Genomic DNA, 21644 nt, shown 5'->3' with positions numbered 1-21644 from the left:
CGGCTTATGCTGAAGCGCGAGGCATGCGCAGTCACGGAGTCAGGTTTTCGACTTGAAGACGGCTCTCGAACTTCTTGGCGTCCCTATGCAAGAGAATGACCTGTTCGGCCTCGGAGAGGCTGTCTGGTGCCGCCTCCTGAAAGATCTCGAGCGCGCCATTGGATGGCGTCGCGGCTTTCGGGGAGACGACGGTGAAGCGCTGACGCACGCCGCGCAGCTTCTCCTCTCCAAGTTTTCCCCATTCGCAATCGGTGTAGCTGGAAAATGCCTGGCTCGCGACGACTTCGGTCCCATATTTCTTGGTCAGCGACTGTAGGCGCTCGACCTCATTGACCGCCGCGCCGAATGCGGAAAACGTCAACCGGTCCCTCAAGCCGACATTGCCGAACATGACGTTGCCGACATGCAGGCCGATCCCATAGCGCACTTCGCTCAAATTGCGCGACTGGCGATCGCTGTTGAGTGCCTTGACACGGCGTTGCGCCTCGAAAACAGCCGAAAGTGCGGCTTCGCAAGCCACCTTTGACGGGTCCTTGTGCCGCCCGCATGGGTAGACGGCGAGAAATCCGTCGCCAAGGAAGCTCAGGATTTCGCCGCCATTGCGATTGAACGGCGCCGCGATCGCGTCGAAGAACTCATTGAGCGTATCGATATAGGCCTGGCGCCCTTCCTTTTCGGCATAAACCGTGGATTGCCGCATGTCGCCCATGACGAGGGCCGCGCGGATCGTCTCGCCGTCTCCGCGGCGAATCTGGCCGTTCAGCACGCGCTTTCCGGCATCGCCGCCGAGATAGGTGGTCAGCATATTGTTGGCGAGCTTGCCGAGGACCGCCATCTTGGCGGCCATGGCCAGATGGTTCTGCATGCGCATCAGCGCGCCGATCATCTCTTCGCTAAAACCGCCGATGCTGTCGGTCGACCAGGAACCCATCATCCCCTGCACCGAGCCTGCGCCGAAAGTCTGCACAAAGGCCATATAGTCGGTGACCTTCTCCTTGCGCAGATCCTCGAAAATCGGAAATTCGACCGCGCCGTCGACATCGATCCGGCGACGCAGGTGCTGAAGATTGTTGGACAAGAGGTAATAGTAGGGGCTCTGCACGAAGCGTTCCGGTTTCTCGTTCCCATGCCGATAGCCCTCGATCATCAGACCGCCGGCGCGCCGCCAGGTAAAGCCGAGCGCATCATAGAGCGGATGAAGCATGGAAAAGGTCAAATGCACGCGCTTGAGCGGCATCCCCGTCGCAGCCATGCGTTCGCAGAAGCCGCGAATGATGGTCTCCAGGTTTTCGCCCGTGAGCGCCGCCTGTGTCAGCCATTCCGCTACTTTATCGAGAAGAAGATCAGAAACACTCGAATGGATAGTCATTGTCCCCGCGGCCTATCTTGCAATGCCCGATGTCTCGCCGGCCATGGAGCACCGGCTCTTTCGCCGACGTCCACTTCCGGAATTTCCGGCCTATCGTTCAAGGCTGGATGAAACAATCATTCAACGGCACCAGCGCGTTCCCTTGCTACCCCTGGATCGCGCAGGCACCAGAAAAATCGACTGCATCTCTCACGCCCCCGCACCAGAAATGCAGCACAACGACAGCCGTCGCAATCGGCGACTCTCGTTTTGTTCTCTTTCAGATAAGGCGCATATTCAGCTGAAACAATGGGCTAAACCGAAATGGGTCGATAAAAATCACGACTGAAACCCATGGCCAGCTGCGCGTGGCAATCGAAGATCACTCGCTCGCGGCAAGCTCGAGCGGCCTCTTTTCCCGCAGCGCCATGGCCGCCATCGCATAACCCCCGCTCGCCCCGTCGATGAAATGCATGTGGTCGCGCATCAGCGGGGTCGGCACGAAACAGGTCATCAATGCGCTATCCTGGCGATGCAGACCAAAACGGCAGACACCCTCCGCCTCGGCCTGACGCAAGCGCGCCTCGATACGCTCAAGATGCGTGGCGTCGACATCGATCGTCATTTTCAGGCCATCGTCGAACTTGCGAAAATCGGAATTCGCCGCGAGATCACGCCGGTAGATCTTGACATCAAAGCTTCCAGCCCTCGCTCCGAACTTAGAGAGAACCCACAACAGAATGACCTGCGCGTCAATTGCAAGCTTGCGCCACCAGCGATTGGCCGGGGTGGCCAAAGCCCGCGCTTCGATATCGGCGCCACCGAAACTCAATGCCGGCGTCGGACCTTCGACCGGGACAGGGTGGCCGTCGCGGCTCTGCTCTGCGGAAATCGCGATGATATCGGCGACCAATTGCTGAAATTGCGGACCGTTTCCACCCTCGCCGGGAATGGCGATGATGGAGACGATCTCGCCATTTTGCGCCTTGATCGGGTTCCAACGACAGGAAAGACCCGTGAGATCTGGCTCCTCCTTCTCCGGCTGGGCTTCGACGATGAAGCGTCCTGCCTTCATTTGTCGTTCCGCCCAGCTCGTGCCGCCGCCGGAAAACATGGCGTAGGAAACATGGTCGCTCGGGTTGAACCGCGCGACCTGCACGTCGAACCCTTCCCCGCGAATGGCGCTCATCGGCACCAAAGCCGTGCGCAGATCGAGTTGCAGCTCCTCCATCACCCAGCCTCGTACCGCCACAAGCGCCTGTCGCGCCCGCTCCGCGCCGGAAGGCGGGACGGCGACCAATGCACCATCCCCGCCGAAGGCGAAGGGATAGTCGCCTCGGTCCAAAGCGTTGAGTACGGCGGAAATCACGCTGGCGCCTGCCATATTGACCGATTTGTAATGTCCGGCGGCAATCGCCTTCGTGGAGCTGACGATATCGGCGATCGCAATCAGCCAGTCATCCGGTAGGGGCTGGTAATTGGCGCTGTCCGTCACGCCTTCGAAATGCGTGAAACCCGCAAGCTTATGGAAGAAATCATCATTGGATGGCTCGGCCATGATGTCCCCCTTCATTGAGCGCCGCGACAATCTATCCCTACAGCAAATGCGCCGAAAATCTAGCGGGTGGTCGACGCCGCAATGCCCGCCGTGCTACGCCCACTGCGGGAGAGGCACAAGACGCCAAGGATACTTCAAATACGATGAGCCGCCTCGATAGTTTCATTCGCCGCCTCAGCGCGCAGCGCGATATCCTCAATACCGTTGCCAACGAGGTGAGAACGCTTGCCGGCCCCGTGCTGGAGCTCGGTCTTGGCAATGGCCGCACCTTCGATCACCTGCGCGAACTTTTTCCCGATCGCCGCATCATTGCCTTCGACCGGACGGTCAATGCCTACGGTCCTTCGATGCCGTCGGCCGACGATCTTGTGCTCGGTGAGATCAGGGACACGGCGAAAACCTTCATCGGCGCCAATGCCTCGCTCGCCCATGCCGATATCGGCACCGGCTACGAAGACAAGGATGCAATAACATTGACCTGGCTGCCCGAGATCATGGCTGGGGTGCTGGCACCGGGCGGGCTTGCGGTCAGCGGCCTTCCTCTCGATCATCCAGATCTCGAGGCGCTGCCCCTGCCCTCGACCGTCAAGGACGGCCGCTATTTCATCTATCGGCGCAAATAGGCTCAGTGCAGAAACAGAACGTCGAACTGTTCGCCTTCGACCGGCAGTTCGACCACTTTCATGACCTGCTCGCCGTCTTCGAAGAACGCAAGACATTCGCTATAGTGTCCGGCGAGATCGGCGATGAAGTCTTTGGTCTGATCCTTGCCGTAGAAGGCCGGGGTGAATTCCATATAAAGCGGCACTTTGCGGGCCATCAGCGCCCCCATCGAACGACAGGCAACCGGCTCATAGCCCTCGATGTCCATCCAGATCAGCCCGATATCGGCGGAATCGACGCCTGCCTGCAGGAGAATATCGCCGACCGGCTGGACAGGCACCGAGATCTTCTCGTCGGTCGCGCTCTGCCGCAATGCGCTGCTCTTGCCATGATTCTTGTGGTTGAGATAGAAATCGAGCTGCCCCTCGCGATCGCCGGCGGCGCAATTGACCGCCGTCACCATCTTCTGCAGGCTATTGTCGGCGATATTGGCCTCCAGCAGGCGAAAATTGCGCGGATCCGGCTCAACGCTGACGATACGATCATAGGCGCCGCTCAAGGCAAAATAGCAGGTCTGCGTGCCGATATTGCCGCCAAGTTCCAGGAGCGCCGAGCCCTTGCGCAGTAAGCCGCGCTCGCGCAATACGCTCAGCAAGCGGTCGACATGGTCGCGCTCGAAATGCCCTTTGCGAAAAACCTTGCGGCCGATGTAGTCGGCGGGCGAGAAACTGAGGACGTGATCCCCGCAATCGACCGTCATCATCTTGACGCGAGGCCCAATCGCACTGACGAGGATATCCCGGCCCAGCCTGGTGTCGAAGAAGCGCGTGGCGATCGCATCCCGCTTGCGGCGAAAAGCCCGTCTCCAGTATTTTTTTGTGAGAATCCTACGGTCGAACATGAGCGCCATCTCTACACCGGCGCCATTGCATTGCAAACGGACAAGGTCGACGATGCCGCCACGCTCTGAAAATCAGGCAAAGTGGGCGCTCGCCTCTTTCGAAACGATGTAGACCCGCAAGGGCTCACCCCGGCCTCTGACGGCAATCTCCCGGCTTTCTGTGCCGGCAATATCTGCTTCCGAAAGCTGCGCCACCGGTTCTGAAAAGACGAGCGCGGTATTGAACTCCTTGGCGACGCTTTCAAGGCGGCTGGCGACGTTGACCGTATCGCCGATTGCCGTCACGTTCTTGACGGTGCCATACCCCATCGAGCCCACCACAGCGAGGCCGGTATGGATGCCGATGGCGATTTCGAGTGGGGCAGCCAGTTCATCAGCGAGCTCCGCACTGAGCTTGTCGATCTCGCGGATGATCGCGGCGGCGGCCTTCAATGCCTGGCGATTGGCCTCCTTCGGGGTCGTGCGAAGGCCGAAGAGCGCCATGGCGCCATCGCCGATGAACTTGTCCATCCGGCCACCATTTTCTTCGATGATACGGCCGACGATCGCGAAATAGCGGTTTAGCAGGAAGACGATGTCGAAAGGCAGCCGCGATTCCGTCAACGACGTGAAATGGCGCAGATCGCAGAAGAAGACGACGATCTCGCGCTCGCGGCCGGGACTTGCCGTTTGTGTGTAGACCGGAATCGTCGCCTCGGCCATCGGCGTCAGCAGCGGCACAACGCTGACGTTTCCGGTTGGACGCAGTTGACAGGCAAGCCTGACATCCGGCGTGGCGCCGATACGGTTCAGGGTCTTCTGCTCCAACGGCTCGGGCGGCGGCAGGTTTTCCGCCCCCTCGATGATTTGCACGCGGCAGGTGGAACATTGCCCCTTGCCGCCGCAGACCGAATAATGGGGGATACCGCCGAGACGGCTTGCCTCGAGCACGCTGAAGCCGCGCGGCGCGTGCACGACTTCCCCGCCGGCGTAACGAATGGCGACCTGATATTGCCGTTCTTTTAGCCTGCGATGTGCCCGGAAGGCGAAAAGAGCGGCGATCGACAGGCTGAAGGCGCCATAAAATCCGGCGCGGTACGGCCACAAGTCTTCCGCCATTTTACTGCCAGGCGCCGAGCCTGACTCGCCGAAGCTTCGCACGTCGCTGTAGTAGCCGCCGGGATAGCCGCGCTCATCCTCCTGGGCGACCTCATGTGCCACCGTCTTGCCCATTGCGGCAAAGCCGAGCAAAGCGAGGATCGGCAGAACAATGGCGAGCGACAGCATGACGGGCGCGATCGCCATGTACCAGGGGCGGTAGCGCAGCCAGAAATGAACGCCGATACACCCATGAAGCCAAACGATCAGAAGGACGAGCGACTGGCGCACACCGTTGAATGGCGACGTCACCCACAGGCTGCGCACGATCGCCTTGTAGGTATCGTGATAGCCGTAGACCTCATGAACGATGCGCGTCGCAACGATATGGTCTATCAGCAGGAGGGGGACCAATAGACCGGTAACGATCTGAAAAGCCTCGCCCGCGGGCATGACAAGCGTCCTGCGCTTGTAGAGCATTCGCAGCACGAGCAGGATATGCAGGATCAGTGCCCCATAGAGCAGCACGGTTCCGACCGGATTGCGCCAAACCGCCATGAACCAATGCTGCGCACGTTCGGCCATGCCGAGCGAGATCAGACCGAGGGAATGGTTGGCCAGATGCATGATGACGAAAGCAAAAACGATCAGACCGGAGCCGAGACGGAGCTTTCGCACGAGGCGATCGGTTATGATTGGCTTTCTTGCCTCGATGGTCATCAAACCCAATGTATATTGCCCGTTCACAACAGATCCGAAAACGGCTATCGCCTATTCATCTACAGCGGCGCGCGTCATATATGACGCGCAAAAATCGCTGTAGCACTTTTAACCTGCGGCATAATTTTATCCTCAAATCGATTCCGATTTAAGGAATTATGCAGTAGCCGCAACACCGCATACTGTCGAGGATGCGGCTTTTTGAAGCAGGGACCTTATTGTCACGCAACCGGTCGGAATTCGGGCAATCCTCTCACGATTCGGGTTCCTGCCATCACTTAATCGTCAACGGTGCGACGACATCATGAAGATTGCCTTTTATGCTCCCTTGAAGTCGCCTGCCCATCCGGTCCCGTCCGGCGACCGGCTGATGGCGCGCCAGATCATCGCAGTATTGAAGATGGCCGGGCATGAGGTCGAAGTCGCTTCCGAATTGCGCAGCTTCACGCCTACCCCGGAAGCCGGCCCACGCGCGGAGATCGCCAGACAGGCGGAGAGCGAGATGGGCCGACTGCGGGAGCAATGGCGGGACAAGGCGGCACCCGATCTGTGGTTCACCTATCATCCCTATTACAAGACACCCGATCTCATCGGTCCACCCATCGCCAGCACGCTGGGCATTCCCTATGTTACGGCCGAGGCCTCCTACTCCCGCCGTCATGACGAGACCGGCTGGAGCGAGAACCAGCGCCTTATCGCCGATGCGGTAAGGCTTGCCGCCGTCAATCTGTGCTTTACCGAGCGGGACCGGCTTGGTTTGCTCGATGCGATCCCCGATGCCCGCTACGAGCGCTTCCTGCCCTTCATCGATACCGCACCCTTCGCCCGCTCCTCCTCCGATCCGCGACGGCTGATTACAGTGGCAATGCTACGGAAGGGCGACAAGTTTGACAGCTACGCCATGCTGGCGGGTGCGCTCGATCTTATCCGCGATCAGGATTGGATCCTGACCATCATTGGCGACGGGCCGATGCGGGCCGAGGCAAGGTCGTTGTTTTCCACATTCGGCGAAAGCCGCATCATCTGGCGCGGAGAGCGTTCCACCCCAGAGATCGCGCAAGAACTGGCGGCCGCCGGCCTTTATGTCTGGCCCGGCTGCAACGAAGCCTATGGCCTCGCCTATCTGGAGGCGCAGGCGGCGGGCCTGCCCGTCGTCGCGCAGGCAACGGCCGGCGTGCCGGAGGTGGTGATGGCAGACAAGACCGGACTTCTAACACCAGAGGGCGATATCGAGGCCTATGCCAGTGCCATCGCTCGACTTTTGAACGATCAGAACCTGCGGCAGACCATGGCAGACGCAGCCTATGACTTCGTGCATCAGGAGCGCTCGCTGACCGCCGCAGCGCGGCGGTTGGAAACCATTCTTCGAAACCATTTGGGAGACACCTATTATGAGCGATAGAGCCGATTGGCAGCCCGTGCGTGACGAACTGCGGCGATGGAGCGAGGCGGGACGGAAGGTAAAATTCTGGTTCCGCGACGACGACGCCATCGAGCCGACCCCTGCCCTCGACCGGCTTCTGTCGCTTGCCAATCGTTTCGACGTGCCGATGGCTCTGGCGATCATTCCGGGACCGACGGGCGAGGCACTGGCCGAACGTCTGACGCGGGAAAGCCACATCACCGCCACAGTGCACGGCTGGACGCATCAAAACTATGCCCCTGACGAAACCAAGAAGCAGGAGCTCGGTCTGCATCGGCCGCAGTCGATCGTGCTCGACGAGCTGCACCGCGGCTTCGATAAGCTGAAGACCCTTTACCCACAACAGTTCGTGCCGCTGTTGGTCCCGCCGTGGAACCGGATCGATGATGCGCTGTTGCCACATCTCGCCCCCTTCGGCTATCGCGCCGTCTCCGTTTTCGGACTGGCAAAACAGGCCCCCATCGGCTTGATCAACACCCATATCGACATCATGAGATGGCACGGCGTACGTGGTGGTTTACCGCATGCCGAAGTAATCGGACGTCTCGTGGAAGAGCTCCGGATCCGTTTCGACGGCCACGACGAACCGATCGGGGTGATGACGCACCATCTCGCCCATGACGATCTCGCCTGGAATTTCGTGGAGGCGCTGTTTGAGGAGACGGCCGACCATGCCGCCATCGAATGGCGGCCGGTCGGTGACTTCGTACATTAGTCGTTCAGCTACGCGCCGAGTTCCTGGGCGAGCCCGATGAGAAGTCCTTCAGGTCCGCGGATATAGCAGAGGCGATACGCGTCGCCATACTGGACGACTTCGCCGACGAGCTGCGCGCCACGCGCACGAAGCCTTTCAAGGGTGTCGTCGATGTCGTCCACGGCAAACATGACGCGGAGATAACCCAAAGCGTTAACCGGGGCGTTGCGATGATCCGCGACGACGGCCGGCGCAAGGAAACGGGAGAGCTCCAGCCGGCTGTGGCCGTCCGGCGTGCGCATCATGGCAATTTCGACGCGCTGATCGCCTAGGCCGGTGATACGCCCGGCCCACTCTCCCTCAATCGTCGCCTGCCCTTCGAGCTCGAGGCCGAGTTCGCGAAAAAAATCAATCGCCCCTGCCAGATCTTCGACGACGATTCCGACATTGTCCATTCGCTTGACGGCCATCTCTTCAACCTCCCGAAAGCCGTTTCAGTCAAAGGGTTGTTACCCCGTGTAATAACGGACACTTCTAGCCAAACGGTGTCTCAGAGCTGCAGCGATTGCCCGTCAAAGGCGAAGAACGCTTCGGGGAAGCTCTTCTGCGCATCGCGTTGCATGTCATCTAGTTCCCGGTCCGTCCGGCCGGGCGCATGATGGAACATGGCAAGCCGCTTGGCACCGGCCTTCTTCGCGAGCTTGATGCCCTCCTGCCATGTAGAATGGCCAAAACCGAGATATTTCTGCATCTCCGTTTCGAGATAGGTCGCATCGTAGATGGCAAGGTCGGCATCCGCCATCAGCTCAAGCGCCGCCTCGTCGAGACGGCCCGCCACATGCTCGGTATCATAGACCATGGCGATCACTCGCCCCGACCACTCGATGCGATAGCCGATACAGCCGCCGGGATGGTTCAGCCTCGTCGTATGAATGACGATGCCGGGATGCGGCTTCAACGTGTCGCCGGCGGCAAAATCGCGGAAATTCATCGTCGCCCGACAGATGTCGGGTTCGACGGGGAACCATGGCGGCCGCATGAATTGGCCGATCAGCTGCCGCGTCGTCGTTTTGCCGGCCAGATGGCCCGACCAGAGATCGACGCTAACGCGCGGATCGTATATCGCGTTGAAGAAAGGCAGGCCGATGATGTGGTCATAGTGCGAATGGGTGAAGAAGAGATCGATGTTGCGGACCTCCTCCTTGGCAAGGGATGCCGCCGCTTCGCGCAAACCGGTCCCTGCGTCGAACAAGATATGCCTGCCGTCATGCCGTAACTCAATGCACGACGTGTTACCGCCGTACCGCTCAAATTCCGGTCCCGATACAGGGATGCTCCCCCGCACGCCCCAAAATTTCAGCTCAAAACTATCGTTGTTCATGGAAGTTTTTACACCATTCCCCTTTCGGTCAAAAAAAGCACACTTTTGCTATCGTGCGAAGCCAGCAATTTCTAAAAGTCGTGCAGTGGTAAAAACTGGATCTCATCGGTCAGCCGACACAGATCGTTGGGCGGATTGTCGCCAACGGATCGCACAGGCCTAATATAGGTATGAAATGGCAGAATAGATAAGAGGGGGAATTTGCGTGTGGTCCCGATGGGCTAATCTATATTAGACCACAACGAGATGCGAACCTGTGCGAGAGACTGAGAAGATTTGGCCGAGACTTGCGCGCGTCTATCCTAGAGCGTGGCGGCCGACCGCGCCGCCTGTTCGTAATAGCCGGACAATGCCCTTAGATGCGAAGCGATATCGGAGAGATCGTCTTGCGAGAGACCCGATACTTTCGTTGCCTCAACCAATAGCCGCTCGCGAATTTCGGTATAGCGCTTCAGCGCGTCCAAGCCCTTATCCGTCACCCGGATGGTCTTTTCCTTGCCGGCCTTGCCGCTCTTGACGAGGCCTGCCGCCTCGAGCTTCTTGATGGCATAATTGGTAACATGCGTATCCTCGATGTCGAGCACGAGACAGAGATCGGCGAGCGTTTTCGGTCTATCTCGGTGTCGCACCGAATGAATGATCAGGATCTCGATCGGCGAAAGGCCAGGCACGCCCGCCGCCGCCATGCAACGGACCAGCCACCGATTGAAGGCATGGGAAAAGAGGATCGACCCGTATTCCAGCTCCGACAAGGCCGGCGAGCTGCCGCCGGCAAGATGGGCCGATGATACGATCAACTCGCGTCGTTTGCTCTTTTCCTCGGACGTCACCTGAAAACTCCTTCGAACCGGATTAAGGCCCGGCAGATTCGACGAGCCGGGCGATCAAGGCCGCTCGACCCGGCATCACATTGCTATTCGTCCCGTTTTCCGTAGCCGCCGCCGGTGGGAGTGACGACCGTAAAGGCTTCGCCGGCTTCGAGGACGGTATGGGCCGACCCGATCAGTTCCTCGATCTTGCCATCGTTGCGGAGGACATAGTTGCGGCCAGTCTGTCCGGCTTCGCCGCCCTTGATGCCGAAGGGCGCCACACGCCGATGGCCCGATAGGATCGCGAATTCCAACTTCTCACGCGTGCGGATGGTGCGCTGCGTGCCGTTGCCGGAGTTCCACTTGCCGCGCCCGCCCGAATTCGGACGAATGTGGAAATCCTCCAGCACGACGGGAAACCGCGTCTCGAGGATTTCGGGATCGGTGAGGCGCGAGTTGGTCATATGCGTGTGCACAGCATCGGCGCCGTTGAAGCCCGGTCCTGCCGGCGCGCCGGAGCAGATCGTCTCGTAATATTGATAGGCATCGTTGCCGAACGTCAGATTGTTCATCGTGCCTTGGGCTGCGGCAAGCGCCTCGACCGCGCCGAACAGGCAGTTGGTCACGGCCTGACTGACCTCGACATTGCCGGCAACGACGGCAGCCGGATATTTCGGCGTCAGCATCGTGCCTTCGGGGATGATGATCCGGATCGGCCGGAGGCAGCCGGCATTCATCGGAATATCGGCCTCGACGAGCACACGGAAGACATAGAGGACGGCGGCGCGTGTGACGGGCTGCGGCGCATTGAAATTGTCGGGGCGCTGCGCGGATGTGCCGGTGAAATCGACCGTCGCCTCGCGCTTGTCCTTATCGATCGAAATCTTGACGACGATCTTGCAGCCCTGATCCATCTCATAGCTGAATTCGCCGTCCGACAGACGATCGAGGACACGCCGCACGCTTTCCGCCGCATTGTCCTGAACGTGACCCATATAGGCGTCGACGACATCTTCGCCGAAGAGTGCGATCATCTTCTTCAGCTCGGCGACACCCTTTTCATTGGCGGCGACCTGCGCCTTGAGATCGTTGATATTCTGCGCCAGCGTGCGCACAGGATAGCGGGCACCCGTCAGCAGCTTGGTAAGCTCTGCTTCACAGAAGCGGCCGCGATCGAGCAGCTTGAAATTATCGATATAGACGCCTTCTTCCTCGATATGGGTAGCAAGCGGCGACATCGATCCCGGCGAGATACCGCCGATATCGGCGTGATGGCCGCGGCTGGCAACCCAGAAGCGGATCTTCTGGCCGGCATCGTCGAAGACGGGCGTGCAGACCGTGAGATCCGGCAGATGCGTCCCACCATTATAGGGGGCGTTGATCAGGAAGACATCGCCCGGATGAATGACGGTGTTTTCGCGGATCGCGGTCGCGACGGATGCGTCCATAGAGCCGAGATGAACCGGCATATGCGGCGCGTTAGCGACCAGATTGCCTTCCGCATCGAAGACGGCGCAGGAGAAATCCAGCCGCTCCTTGATGTTGACCGAATAGGCCGTGTTCTGCAGCGTCATGCCCATCTGCTCTGCGATCGACATGAAGAGATTGTTGAAGATCTCCAGCATGACGGGGTCGGCCTTGGTGCCGATGGCGTTGCGCTCCGGCAGCGCCTTGATGCGCTTGAGGACGATATGATCCTTGACGGTCAGCTGCGCCTGCCAGCCATCCTCGATGACGATCGTCTGGTTCGGCTCGATGATGATGGCCGGGCCGGTGACAGTCTGGCCCGGCTTGATTGCCTCACGCAGGACAACAGCCGCATCGTGACTTTCGCCGTTTGAGTAGAAGGCGGTGCGCCTTGCAGCTTGCGCCTCACCCTCGGCCGCCGCTTCAAGCTCGACTGCGATATCGGCAGCAGCACCGCCGATCGTTTCGATCTCGACGGCCTCCACGACCAGAGGCTTGTCCTCGGCAACGAAGCCGAAGCGGCGCTTGTGCAGCGTCTCGAACTGGCTGCGCAGCCGCGCGGGATCGTCGATTCCGGGGAAAGTCGTCTCGACCGCCAGCAAGGTATCGGTGCCGGCATAGCGGATATGGGCGCGCTGGACCGTCTTGATCTCGGCTGTGGCAACGCCCTGAGCTTCCAACTCGGGCACGCATTCGCCGCGCAATTCGCTACCGAGCGCTGCAATGGCGAGGGGTGCGGCATCATCAAGCGAAATGCCGAGCGCCTTCTGGCGCGTTGCCCTGATATCGGCAAGCCCCATGCCATACGCGGAGAGAAGGCCGGACATCGGATGCAGAAGGATGCTCTTCATGCCGAGCGCATCGGCCACCAGGCAGGCATGCTGCCCGCCGGCGCCGCCGAAGCAATTCAGCGCATAACGTGTCACGTCATAGCCGCGCTGTACGGAGATCTTCTTGATCGCCTCGACCATATTGGCAACGGCGATGCGGATGAAGCCGTCGGCGACGTCTTCCGGGCTGCGGCCATCGCCGATTTCGGCTGCGAGTGCGGCGAACTTGGACCGCACCGTCTCGACATCGAGCGGCTGGTCCTGATTGGGTCCGAAAATGGAGGGGAAGAATTCCGGCAGCAGCTTGCCGGCCATGACATTGGCGTCGGTGACGGCCAGCGGGCCGCCATTGCGATAGCAGGCCGGACCCGGAAAGGCGCCGGCCGAATCCGGGCCGACGCGGAAGCGATCGCCATCGAAATGCAGGATCGAGCCGCCACCGGCGGCCACGGTATGGATCAGCATCATCGGCGCACGGACGCGTACGCCGGCCACTTCCGTCTCGAAGGCGCGTTCATATTCGCCGTCGAAATGCGCCACATCCGTGGAGGTGCCGCCCATGTCGAAGCCGATAACATTGGCAAAGCCCGCCTGCTCACCGGTCTTCGCAAGGCCGACAACGCCACCGGCGGGGCCTGAGAGAATGGCATCCTTGCCCTGGAACATGTCTGCCGCCGTCAGCCCGCCCGACGACATCATGAACATGACGCGCGCGCCGGTCCGCTCGACATCGAGCTCATCACAGACCTGGCGGATATAGCGTCCGAGAACCGGCGAGAGATAAGCGTCGATCACAGCCGTATCGCCGCGGCCGACGAGCTTGATCAGCGGCGAAACCTCATGGCTGACCGAGACCTGCTCGAAGCCGATCGACCTTGCGATCCTTGCAACGGCAGCCTCGTGCGCCGGGAACTTGTAGGCATGCATGAAGACGATGGCGACGGAGCGATAACCTTTGGCGAGAAGGTCACGCAGCGCCATTTCGGCGGCCTTTTCGTCCAGAGCCAATTCGACGGTACCGTCGGCAAGCACACGCTCTTCGATCTCGACGACATCTTCATAGAGCGCTTCCGGTTTGACGATCTCGGTCGCGAAGATTTTCTTGCGTTCCTGGTAGCCGATGCGCAGCGCGTCACGGAAACCCTTCGTCGTTACCAAGGCGAGGCGCTCGCCTTTGCGCTCGAGCAGAGCATTGGTGGCGACCGTCGTGCCCATGCGGACCTCGCCGATTGCACCTTCGGGAACCGGCTCACCTTTGCCAAGACCAAGATGCAGGCGGATGCCGTGAACGGCTGCGTCGCGGTAAGCCTCCGGATTTTCAGAGAGGACCTTGCGGGCGTGGAGAGCGCCGGACGGATCGCGCCCGACAACGTCGGTGAAGGTGCCGCCGCGGTCGATCCAGAAATCCCAACGACCCGAAATATTCTCCGACAAACCCGCCTCCAGCAGAACGACGCCAACAACGATGATAATATATCGATAAATCGTCAACGTTTTGTCGTCAACATGAATCGCCGATAGCGGCGCGTTTCACCACCAGTATGTCGAGTCGGCCAAGAGGCAAGCGAGGGCAAAGTCGCGATCAGCCAGACCAGATAGGCTGGCGGCGCAACCGTTCCCGGAGCGATGAACCGTCATGAAATGCAAGGGCGCGAGGCCGTTGTAAAAGGTGCTAGTGCAGGCCACCAACGCCGAGCAGGCGTTCAACCGCGTGATGATCCGCGGCCAGCGCCTCGGGTGTACCCTTCCAGGCCAGCCGGCCGCGCTCCAGAATAATGACAGCGCTGGCAAAATCCAATGCGCTCTGGATGCGCTGCTCGACCAGCAGGATCGTCATGTCGCCCGCCTTGGCAAGCTTGGCGAAGGCCGCCATCAGTTCCTCGCAGATGACGGGGGCAAGCCCCTCCAGCGGCTCGTCCAGAAGCAGGACTGAGGGCCGGCCGAGGATGGTGCGGGCCGTCGACAGCATCTGCTGTTCGCCACCGGAAAGCTGGCCGCCGAGGTTTCTGCGACGCTCCTGCAGGCGTGGAAACATGTCATAGGCTTCCTGCAGGGCGGCCTTCGGCCGCCCCTTCAGCCCGACGGACAGATTTTCCTCCACCGTCAGCGTCGGAAAGACGTCACGCGTCTGCGGCACATAGCCGAGGCCCTGATGAGCGCGGCGTGCGCTCGGTAAGCCGGCGATATCGGCCGAGCCGAGCCGGATGCGGCCATCATAGCGCCGGGTCTGCCCGGCGAGCGTGGCCAGCAGCGTGCTCTTGCCCATGCCATTGCGGCCGAGCACGGCGAGCCGTCCGCCTGCCGGCACGGAAAAGGAGACGCCCTCCAGCACCCGTGTCGGACCATAACCGGCCGACAGATTTTCGACTTCAAGCGGCGTGGCCGGCATTGGCGTAGCTCCCCAGATAGGCTTCGCGCACCCGCGCATCCTGCGTCACGTCTTTCGGTGACCCGTCGAATATGATCGTGCCAGCCGCGAGCACTACGACGCGCTTGGCAAAACGGAAAACGAGGTCCATGTCATGTTCGATCATGAGCACGGCGAGATCGGCGGGCAGATCGGCCAGCGCCTGCTCAATGCGGCCGGTATCGCTCTGCGGCACGCCGGCAGCGGGTTCGTCGAGCAGAAGCACTTTCGGCTTCAGCGCCATGGCAACGGCAATTTCCAATAGCCGCTGCTGGCCATAGGCGATCTCGCTGACCTTGCGATGCGCAAGAGCTGTGAGGCCGAGCGTGCCGAGCAGTTCCGCCGTCTCGGCCATGACATCGCGCATGGCAAGGAAATTGCCGAACATGCGACCGGAACGGCCGGTCCGTTGCAGCACCGCCATGCCGACATGCTCGGCTGGCGTCATATCCTGAAACAGCCGCGTCACCTGGAACGAGCGCACCAGCCCGCGCCTCACCCGGCCGATGGCATCGACCTTGTTGACGTTCTGACCGGCAATGCGGACTTCACCGGAATCCGCCTGCAGATTGCCTGTCACGAGATTGACGAAGCTGGTCTTGCCGGCGCCGTTCGGGCCAATGAGAGCGACGCGGTCGCCCGGCGCCATGGATAGGCTGACATTGTTCGTCACCGTCAGCCCGCCGAACGCCTTCTTCAGATTGCTGACTTCGAAAATCGCGCTCATGCCCGCACCTCCCTACGACGGGCCACATAGGCAGCCGCCGTGCCGTAAATACCCTTGGGCGCGAAGAGAACGACGAGAATGAGAAGCGCGCCGACGATCGTCAGCCAATGGAAAGGGTTGGCGGCGGAGACATAATCCTCGAAGAGCATGAAGATCAGCGTGCCGACGAGCGCACCAAACAGCGATCCGGTGCCGCCGAGCACGAGCATGACCAGAGCCTCGGCCGATTGTGTGAAGGAGAGACTGTCGAGACCGACGACCTGCGTAGAGATCGCATTCAGCGCACCGCCGATGCCGGCAACAGCACCGGAAATGACATACATCTTGATGAGAGCTACTTTCGGCGAGGCACCCATGGCGCGGATGCGCAAGGGATCCTGCCGGATGCCGCGGCAGAGCATGCCGAAGGGCGAACGCACGAGAAAGCGCAAAAGCACGAGCACGATCAGCAGCAGTGCCACGCCATAGAAGTAGGCCGTATGCCCATAGAGATCGAATTCGAAAACACCGAACAGCGGATCAGCTGAAATACCCGACAGGCCGTCGCTGCCGCCTGTCCAGCTCGACGCCTTGTTGGCGAATTCGTGGAAGAGATAGATCAGCGCAATCGAGAGCACGAGCTGCGGCAGGCCATGAGCTCTCAAAATGACAATGGAGCAAATCAACCCGGCAGCCGCGCCGCCGGCGATGCCGGCAAGCGTCATCAGCAAGGGATCGTTGATGCCGTAATGGGCTGACGCAATGCCGGCTGCATAGGCACCCGCGCCGAACAACGCCGCATGGCCGAGAGTCGCCACGCCGCAATAGCCGGTGACGAGATCGAGCGAGAGAACGAGAAGCGCGATCGCGATCAGGCGCGTCAGGAGGGCAAGGTTGTCTGGAAACAGCAGGTAGCCGGCGGCAGCCAGCAGGGCGATGACCGCCACCGCGATGAAATCCTGTCCAAGTGTGCGATGTCTGGTCACGAGCGGAGCGGCCTCTCTTTCAAACGTCAAAGCCATGTTACTTCATTCTCCCGGCAAAGCCGCGCGGGAAGACGCAGACAATGGCAATGACGGCCAGATAGAAGAAGAATTCCCCATATTCCGGCATGAGGTAGCGGCCGGTCGTATCGATGCAGCCAAGGATGAGACAGGCAAGCAGCGCGCCGGAAATCGAGCCCGCGCCGCCGACTGAAACGACGACGAGAAAGGTCACCATGTAGCGCAGGGCATAATAGGGCTCGACCGGCAGGAGCTCGGCACCCACGACACCACCGAAGGCGGCAAGCCCGACGGCAATGGCGAAGCTGACCGCATAGACGATTTCCGTCCTGACGCCGAGAGCAGCCGCCATCGCGGCATTATCGACGGAGGCACGCAGCTTCACGCCGAAGGAGGTCTTCTCGATCGTGTACCACAAGGCTAGGGCGACGATGAGGCCGCAGGTGATCGCGAAGATACGATGGGTGCCGATGGTACGGAAGCCGAGATCGACCGAACCTTGGAGGCTGCTAGGCAGCGGTATCGTCTTCAGGGTGGGGCCGAAGACATAATTGGCGATGCCGATGATGCAGAAGGTGATGCCGATCGTCATCAGCACCTGCGTCAATTCAGGCGCGCCATAGATGCGCCGATAGAGCAGCCGTTCGATCGGAATGGAGATGATGACGGTGCCGACGACCGCCAGCAATACGGCGGCGCCATAACCAAGCCCTAGATCGCGCGCCGCATAGGAAGCGATATAGCCGCCGATCATGGCAAAGGCGCCGTGGGCAAGATTGACGACGCGCATCAGCCCCATGGTGACGGAAAGGCCGATGGAGATGACGAACAGCACCATGCCGTAAGCGAAGGCATCGACTGCTATGCTGAGCACGGTTTGCATTGATATCGCTGGTCCGGTTTGTTGTTGCGCCACCGCCGTCATCCCCTGAACGGAATCTTCCGATCAGGGGATCAGGTACTGGAGCGCTTACTTCGCAGCGGCAAGGCCGGGATCGCCCTGCTTCTCGAAGGTCTGAATTTCCCTGTTGTAGTATTTGCCGTCATCGCCCCTGGCGACCTCGCGCAGATAGATGTTCTGCGTGATATGCCGGCTTTCGGGATCGATGGTGACGGGACCGCGCGGGCTGACCCAGGACAGGCCCTTCACGGCATCGACCGCCTTCTGCGCATCCTGCTTGCCACCGGTCGCCTCGATCATCTTGTAGATGACATGCATCCCGTCGAAGGCACCCACGGCCGGGAAGGTCAGCTCGGCCGGATTGCCGATTGCCTTGTCGGCGGCTGCGACAAAAGCCTTGTTTTCGGGCGAGTCATGCGAAATCGCATAATGGAAGGTCGTCTGCATGCCGAGCGCGGCATCACCAAGCGCCGGCAGATCGGATTCCTGCGTGAGGTCGCCGGGCGCAAAGAGCTTGATGCCGGCAGACTTTAGGCCATTCTCATTATAGGCCTTGACGAAGCCGAGCGTCGTCGGCCCGGAGGGCAGGAAGGCGAAGACGCCCTGCGCGCCGGAATCCTTGATGCGCTGCATGATCGGGCTGAAGTCATTGGTCGAGAGCGGCATGCGGATCGCCTGCACCACTTCGCCACCCTGCTTTTCGAAGCCGGCCTTGAACGCGTTTTCGGCATCGACGCCCGGACCGTAGTCGCTGACGACGGAGATGACCTTCTTCACGCCGGCATCATAGGCAACCTTGGCGATCGGCGTTGAGGTCTGCCAGGTGGTAAAGGACGTGCGTACGACGAGCGGGCTCTTGGTGACGATGGCCGAAGTGGCAGCGTTGAAGATCACCATCGGCACATTGGCCTGTTTGAGGATCGGCGTCACGGCCATCGCATCCGGGGTAAAGTAGAAGCCGGCGAGATACTGGACCTTCTCCTTGACGACGAGCTCCTGGGCGAGCGACTTCGATTGGGCGGGATCGGCCGCAGGCAAGTCGCGGTAGATCACCTCCACCTCATCATTGCCGACCTTCTTGCCATTGACGGCCATATAGGCATCGATGCCAGCCTTGAAATTCTTGCCCTGCAGCGCGAACGGACCCGAAAACGGACCGATGACGCCGACCTTGATAGTATCGGCATAGGCAGCACCGCCAAGAGCAACGGCCGCAATGGCGGCCAAGACAAACCGTTTCATTTTCTCTCCTCCCGGCAGCCGTCTTTTTGAGCTGCCCTTGATCATTCAAATTCTGATCATCGCCAATTTCTCATGAGAAATGGTGATGTAAAATGAAATAAAACCTTGCTTCCATACCGATTCAGTTATGGATGGCGACGAATATCCTACTCGGCCGTCGTTCCCAAGCGCTTGATCGAACCGACCAGTTGCAACGCGTGGCGCAACGAAGCTGCCGTTGCCACCACCATAGGCGGCAATAGCAACCATTCCAATGTCCAGGCGGCGCCAGAGCGCTCCTGCTCGTGTACCAGCGACTGGTGAATGCCGGAAAGCTGGACGGCATTGAAGCGAGCTAGCGTGACAAGCGTTTCAGCCGCGACCGGATTTTGCTTGTGCGGCATGGCGGAGGAGCCGCCGCCGCCGGCAAGCTCTATCTCCTCGCCTGCCTGCGCCAGAAGTGCCACGTCCTGGCCGATCTTGCCGAGGCTGCCTGATATCATGGACAAGAGCCCGGCAAGCTCGGCAATGCGCGCTCTCTGGCTTTGCCATTGCGGCTCGTCCGTGAGACCAAGCGCTTGCGCCAGCGAGCTTCTGATTTCCGCCGCTTTCGGCCCGAATTTTTCCAGCGTGCCAGCCGCACCGCCGAACTGCAGCGGAAAAGTCTCCTGCGTCAGCCGGTCGCGATACTGATCGAGCGGATGGCGCCATGCCCGCAGCCGGTCGGACACGGTGATCGCGATCGCCGCCTGCATCCGGGTGCGGCCCATCAGCCGGTTCGATCCGAAACGCTCATCCAGCTTGGTGAGCGCGGACGATACGGCGAAAAGACGGTTGCTCAGGATGAAAACCGCCGCCTTCAGCCGCAGCATCAGGCTGGTATCGATGACATCTTGGCTGGTGGCGCCGAAATGGACATGCTTGCCGACATCCTCTCCGACCGCCTTGCGCAGTTGCCGAACAAGATCCGGCACGACGACGCCATCCGATGCCGTTGCACTCATCAGGCTTTGTAGATCGGGTTCGAAATCCGCGCAGACCTTAGCGATATGCACAGCCACCTCCTGCGGGATCAACCCATGCTGCGCCTCGACCTCGGCAAGTGCCGCTTCGAAAGAGAGCATGGCGCGGATGTCGGCCTTGGCTGAAAAATACGCCGCAATCTCCTCGTCACCGAGAAGGCCTGACAGAAAGGGATGATCGAAGGGAGAAACGCTCATGGCCTATATATCGAGGAAAACCGTTTCTTTGTCGCCCTGCAAATGGATGTCGAAGGTGTAGACGGAACCTTCCTTGTGAGCGATCAGCGTTGCCAAGCGCTCCTTGTGTTCGATGCGGGCAAGCAATGGATCTTCCGCGTTGGCGGCAGCTTCCTCCGGAAAATACATGCGCGTGTGCAGGCCGATGTTGATGCCGCGCGCCACGATCCAGACGGTGATGTGCGGCGCCATCTTGCGGCCGTCCTTGAAGGGAACGCGGCCCGGCTTGATGGTCTCGAAACGGAAAACTCCGTCGGTCGAGCTGGTAGGACAACGCCCCCAGCCGGTAAAGTTCGGATCGGCCGTGCCGCGCAGCTCCGAGGGGCTGCTATAAAGCCCGGCGCTATCGGCCTGCCAGATCTCGAGGACGGCATCCTTGACCGGCGCTCCCGCGCCATCGAGAACCCTGCCCGTCACGGTGATACGCTCGCCGAGCGTCTTGTCGTTCACCATGACAGAGCCGAGATCGGTTTCGTAGACACCGCCGATCTCGCTGTAATTCGGCGTCAGGCCGATATGGACGTAAGGGCCTGCCGTCTGCGACGGTGTTTCCTTGAGATAGCCGAGATCCTGTACCATCAATTGCCCTCCAGCCGGTTTTCGAACAGGGTCGACCGGCGACCGCGCAGCACGATATCGAATTTATAGGCGCGGGCATCCATCGGGATCGTGTTGCCCCAGTCAAGCGGCGCAATCAGCTGCTCGATCGCCTGTTTGTCGGGGATCGTCCCGACGATCGGACATTTCCAGATCATCGGATCGCCCTCGAAATACATCTGCGTGATCAGCCGCTGCGCAAAGCCATGGCCGAAGACGGAGAAGTGGATATGCGCAGGGCGCCAGTCGTTGACGCCGTTCGGCCAGGGATAGGCGCCGGGGCGGATGGTGCGGAAGGCATAGCGTCCTTCATCATCTGTGATGGCGCGGCCGCACCCACCGAAATTCGGATCGATGGCCGCGAGATAGGTTTCCTTCTTGTGGCGATAACGGCCGCCGGCATTGGCCTGCCAGAACTCGAGCAGGACGCCCGGCACCGGCCGGCCGCGCTCGTCGAGCACGCGGCCATGCACGATGATCCGCTCGCCGATGGCGCTCTCGCCCGGCTTGGCAAAATTATGGATCAGGTCGTTGTCGAGCTCGTTCAATATGGAATGGCCGAAGACCGGTCCGGTGATTTCGGAGATGGTGCCGTCGAGCGATAGCAGCGCGCGTTGCGGCGAGCGCAATACGGACGTCTTATAGCCGGGCGCGAAGGCCGGCGGATGCCAGGCGCGGTCTCTCGCGAAAAAGGCGCCCGTTTCGGGTTTGCTGTTGCTTCTATCGGACATGTCTGCC

General features: G+C 60.5%; 19 protein-coding genes. 3 read left to right on the top strand and 16 right to left on the bottom strand.

Annotated features, from left to right (window positions below):
* Positions 1 to 31: 31 nt before the first annotated feature.
* Both GDN47_RS09650 and GDN47_RS09645 read right to left on the bottom strand, forming a co-directional pair.
* On the bottom strand, positions 32 to 1369 hold the full coding sequence (locus tag GDN47_RS09650) for an adenylate/guanylate cyclase domain-containing protein (RefSeq protein WP_152093157.1): 1338 nt from the start codon (positions 1367 to 1369) through the stop codon (positions 32 to 34).
* Between the two features lie 361 nt (positions 1370 to 1730).
* Positions 1731 to 2906, bottom strand: coding sequence for a DUF3095 domain-containing protein (locus tag GDN47_RS09645; protein WP_152093156.1), 1176 nt, complete (start codon positions 2904 to 2906; stop codon positions 1731 to 1733).
* Positions 2907 to 3049: 143 nt separating this feature from the next.
* On the opposite strand from GDN47_RS09645, the gene GDN47_RS09640 reads away from it, so the two are divergent.
* On the top strand, positions 3050 to 3529 hold the full coding sequence (locus GDN47_RS09640) for a class I SAM-dependent methyltransferase (protein ID WP_113329599.1): 480 nt from the start codon (positions 3050 to 3052) through the stop codon (positions 3527 to 3529).
* 2 nt (positions 3530 to 3531) lie between these two features.
* On the opposite strand, the gene GDN47_RS09635 is transcribed toward GDN47_RS09640, so the two are convergent.
* On the bottom strand, positions 3532 to 4410 hold the full coding sequence (locus GDN47_RS09635; RefSeq protein WP_113329814.1) for an FkbM family methyltransferase: 879 nt from the start codon (positions 4408 to 4410) through the stop codon (positions 3532 to 3534).
* A gap of 72 nt (positions 4411 to 4482) precedes the next feature.
* Positions 4483 to 6207: an adenylate/guanylate cyclase domain-containing protein gene (locus GDN47_RS09630; protein WP_152093434.1), complete on the bottom strand. Its 1725-nt coding sequence runs from the start codon at positions 6205 to 6207 to the stop codon at positions 4483 to 4485.
* 304 nt (positions 6208 to 6511) lie between these two features.
* On the opposite strand from GDN47_RS09630, the gene GDN47_RS09625 reads away from it, so the two are divergent.
* Entirely contained in the window at positions 6512 to 7609 is a 1098-nt protein-coding gene (locus tag GDN47_RS09625; protein WP_152093155.1) for a glycosyltransferase family 4 protein, read from the top strand.
* A complete protein-coding gene (locus tag GDN47_RS09620) occupies positions 7599 to 8345 on the top strand; it encodes a polysaccharide deacetylase family protein (protein ID WP_145318927.1) in 747 nt (248 codons plus the stop codon). Before GDN47_RS09625 ends, GDN47_RS09620 begins: the two co-directional genes overlap by 11 nt.
* 8 nt (positions 8346 to 8353) lie before the next feature.
* Here the strand turns inward: GDN47_RS09620 and GDN47_RS09615 are convergent, their stop codons facing one another.
* The 12 genes from GDN47_RS09615 to pcaH form a co-directional block, all read right to left on the bottom strand.
* Positions 8354 to 8794: a VOC family protein gene (locus GDN47_RS09615; RefSeq protein ID WP_152093154.1), complete on the bottom strand. Its 441-nt coding sequence runs from the start codon at positions 8792 to 8794 to the stop codon at positions 8354 to 8356.
* 80 nt (positions 8795 to 8874) lie between these two features.
* Positions 8875 to 9705, bottom strand: a complete 831-nt coding sequence (locus GDN47_RS09610) for an MBL fold metallo-hydrolase (protein WP_113350636.1) — start codon at positions 9703 to 9705, stop codon at positions 8875 to 8877.
* 302 nt (positions 9706 to 10007) lie between these two features.
* Positions 10008 to 10535 (bottom strand): winged helix DNA-binding protein, encoded by a 528-nt coding sequence (locus tag GDN47_RS09605; RefSeq protein ID WP_152093153.1) that lies wholly within the window; start codon positions 10533 to 10535, stop codon positions 10008 to 10010.
* 83 nt (positions 10536 to 10618) lie between these two features.
* A complete protein-coding gene (locus tag GDN47_RS09600; RefSeq protein WP_152093433.1) occupies positions 10619 to 14245 on the bottom strand; it encodes a hydantoinase B/oxoprolinase family protein in 3627 nt (1208 codons plus the stop codon).
* Positions 14246 to 14483: 238 nt separating this feature from the next.
* Positions 14484 to 15200: an ABC transporter ATP-binding protein gene (locus GDN47_RS09595; protein ID WP_152093152.1), complete on the bottom strand. Its 717-nt coding sequence runs from the start codon at positions 15198 to 15200 to the stop codon at positions 14484 to 14486.
* Positions 15181 to 15945 (bottom strand): ABC transporter ATP-binding protein, encoded by a 765-nt coding sequence (locus GDN47_RS09590; protein ID WP_113329591.1) that lies wholly within the window; start codon positions 15943 to 15945, stop codon positions 15181 to 15183. The genes GDN47_RS09595 and GDN47_RS09590 overlap by 20 nt, the downstream gene beginning before the upstream one ends.
* Complete coding sequence (locus GDN47_RS09585) at positions 15942 to 16946, bottom strand: branched-chain amino acid ABC transporter permease (RefSeq protein WP_152093151.1); 1005 nt, start codon at positions 16944 to 16946, stop codon at positions 15942 to 15944. The genes GDN47_RS09590 and GDN47_RS09585 overlap by 4 nt, the downstream gene beginning before the upstream one ends.
* A gap of 1 nt (position 16947) precedes the next feature.
* On the bottom strand, positions 16948 to 17811 hold the full coding sequence (locus GDN47_RS09580; protein WP_152093150.1) for a branched-chain amino acid ABC transporter permease: 864 nt from the start codon (positions 17809 to 17811) through the stop codon (positions 16948 to 16950).
* Positions 17812 to 17898: 87 nt separating this feature from the next.
* The gene (locus GDN47_RS09575; RefSeq protein ID WP_152093149.1) at positions 17899 to 19071 is read right to left on the bottom strand and encodes an ABC transporter substrate-binding protein; all 1173 of its coding nucleotides are present in this window, start codon (positions 19069 to 19071) and stop codon (positions 17899 to 17901) included.
* A gap of 146 nt (positions 19072 to 19217) precedes the next feature.
* Positions 19218 to 20270 (bottom strand): 3-carboxy-cis,cis-muconate cycloisomerase, encoded by a 1053-nt coding sequence (locus tag GDN47_RS09570; RefSeq protein ID WP_152093148.1) that lies wholly within the window; start codon positions 20268 to 20270, stop codon positions 19218 to 19220.
* A 3-nt stretch (positions 20271 to 20273) separates the two neighbouring features.
* Positions 20274 to 20888 carry a protocatechuate 3,4-dioxygenase subunit alpha gene (gene pcaG, locus GDN47_RS09565; RefSeq protein ID WP_152093147.1) on the bottom strand — a complete coding sequence of 205 codons (615 nt, stop codon included), beginning with the start codon at positions 20886 to 20888 and terminating at the stop codon, positions 20274 to 20276.
* Positions 20888 to 21637: a protocatechuate 3,4-dioxygenase subunit beta gene (gene pcaH, locus GDN47_RS09560; RefSeq protein ID WP_112342446.1), complete on the bottom strand. Its 750-nt coding sequence runs from the start codon at positions 21635 to 21637 to the stop codon at positions 20888 to 20890. The genes pcaG and pcaH overlap by 1 nt, the downstream gene beginning before the upstream one ends.
* Between the last annotated feature and the right edge of the window lie 7 nt (positions 21638 to 21644).

This window comes from Martinezella dioscoreae (genome assembly GCF_009176305.1).
In the GTDB taxonomy this organism is placed as follows: domain Bacteria; phylum Pseudomonadota; class Alphaproteobacteria; order Rhizobiales; family Rhizobiaceae; genus Rhizobium; species Rhizobium dioscoreae.
Note: the sequence above shows the minus strand (reverse complement) of the source record. Positions and strands in the feature narration are given on the sequence as shown.

Excerpts from the sequence above, each read along its gene's own strand:
- GDN47_RS09610 (WP_113350636.1), bottom strand. The coding sequence starts at position 9,705 with ATGAACAACGATAGTTTTGAGCTGAAATTTTGGGGCGTGCGGGGGAGC.
- GDN47_RS09650 (WP_152093157.1), bottom strand. The coding sequence starts at position 1,369 with ATGACTATCCATTCGAGTGTTTCTGATCTTCTTCTCGATAAAGTAGCG.
- GDN47_RS09590 (WP_113329591.1), bottom strand. The coding sequence starts at position 15,945 with ATGAGCGCGATTTTCGAAGTCAGCAATCTGAAGAAGGCGTTCGGCGGG.
- GDN47_RS09645 (WP_152093156.1), bottom strand. The coding sequence starts at position 2,906 with ATGGCCGAGCCATCCAATGATGATTTCTTCCATAAGCTTGCGGGTTTC.
- GDN47_RS09620 (WP_145318927.1), top strand. The coding sequence starts at position 7,599 with ATGAGCGATAGAGCCGATTGGCAGCCCGTGCGTGACGAACTGCGGCGA.
- GDN47_RS09630 (WP_152093434.1), bottom strand. The coding sequence starts at position 6,207 with ATGACCATCGAGGCAAGAAAGCCAATCATAACCGATCGCCTCGTGCGA.
- pcaH (WP_112342446.1), bottom strand. The coding sequence starts at position 21,637 with ATGTCCGATAGAAGCAACAGCAAACCCGAAACGGGCGCCTTTTTCGCG.
- GDN47_RS09585 (WP_152093151.1), bottom strand. The coding sequence starts at position 16,946 with ATGGCTTTGACGTTTGAAAGAGAGGCCGCTCCGCTCGTGACCAGACAT.
- pcaG (WP_152093147.1), bottom strand. The coding sequence starts at position 20,888 with ATGGTACAGGATCTCGGCTATCTCAAGGAAACACCGTCGCAGACGGCA.
- GDN47_RS09575 (WP_152093149.1), bottom strand. The coding sequence starts at position 19,071 with ATGAAACGGTTTGTCTTGGCCGCCATTGCGGCCGTTGCTCTTGGCGGT.
- GDN47_RS09635 (WP_113329814.1), bottom strand. The coding sequence starts at position 4,410 with ATGTTCGACCGTAGGATTCTCACAAAAAAATACTGGAGACGGGCTTTT.
- GDN47_RS09640 (WP_113329599.1), top strand. The coding sequence starts at position 3,050 with ATGAGCCGCCTCGATAGTTTCATTCGCCGCCTCAGCGCGCAGCGCGAT.
- GDN47_RS09625 (WP_152093155.1), top strand. The coding sequence starts at position 6,512 with ATGAAGATTGCCTTTTATGCTCCCTTGAAGTCGCCTGCCCATCCGGTC.
- GDN47_RS09595 (WP_152093152.1), bottom strand. The coding sequence starts at position 15,200 with ATGCCGGCCACGCCGCTTGAAGTCGAAAATCTGTCGGCCGGTTATGGT.
- GDN47_RS09580 (WP_152093150.1), bottom strand. The coding sequence starts at position 17,811 with ATGCAAACCGTGCTCAGCATAGCAGTCGATGCCTTCGCTTACGGCATG.
- GDN47_RS09570 (WP_152093148.1), bottom strand. The coding sequence starts at position 20,270 with ATGAGCGTTTCTCCCTTCGATCATCCCTTTCTGTCAGGCCTTCTCGGT.
- GDN47_RS09615 (WP_152093154.1), bottom strand. The coding sequence starts at position 8,794 with ATGGCCGTCAAGCGAATGGACAATGTCGGAATCGTCGTCGAAGATCTG.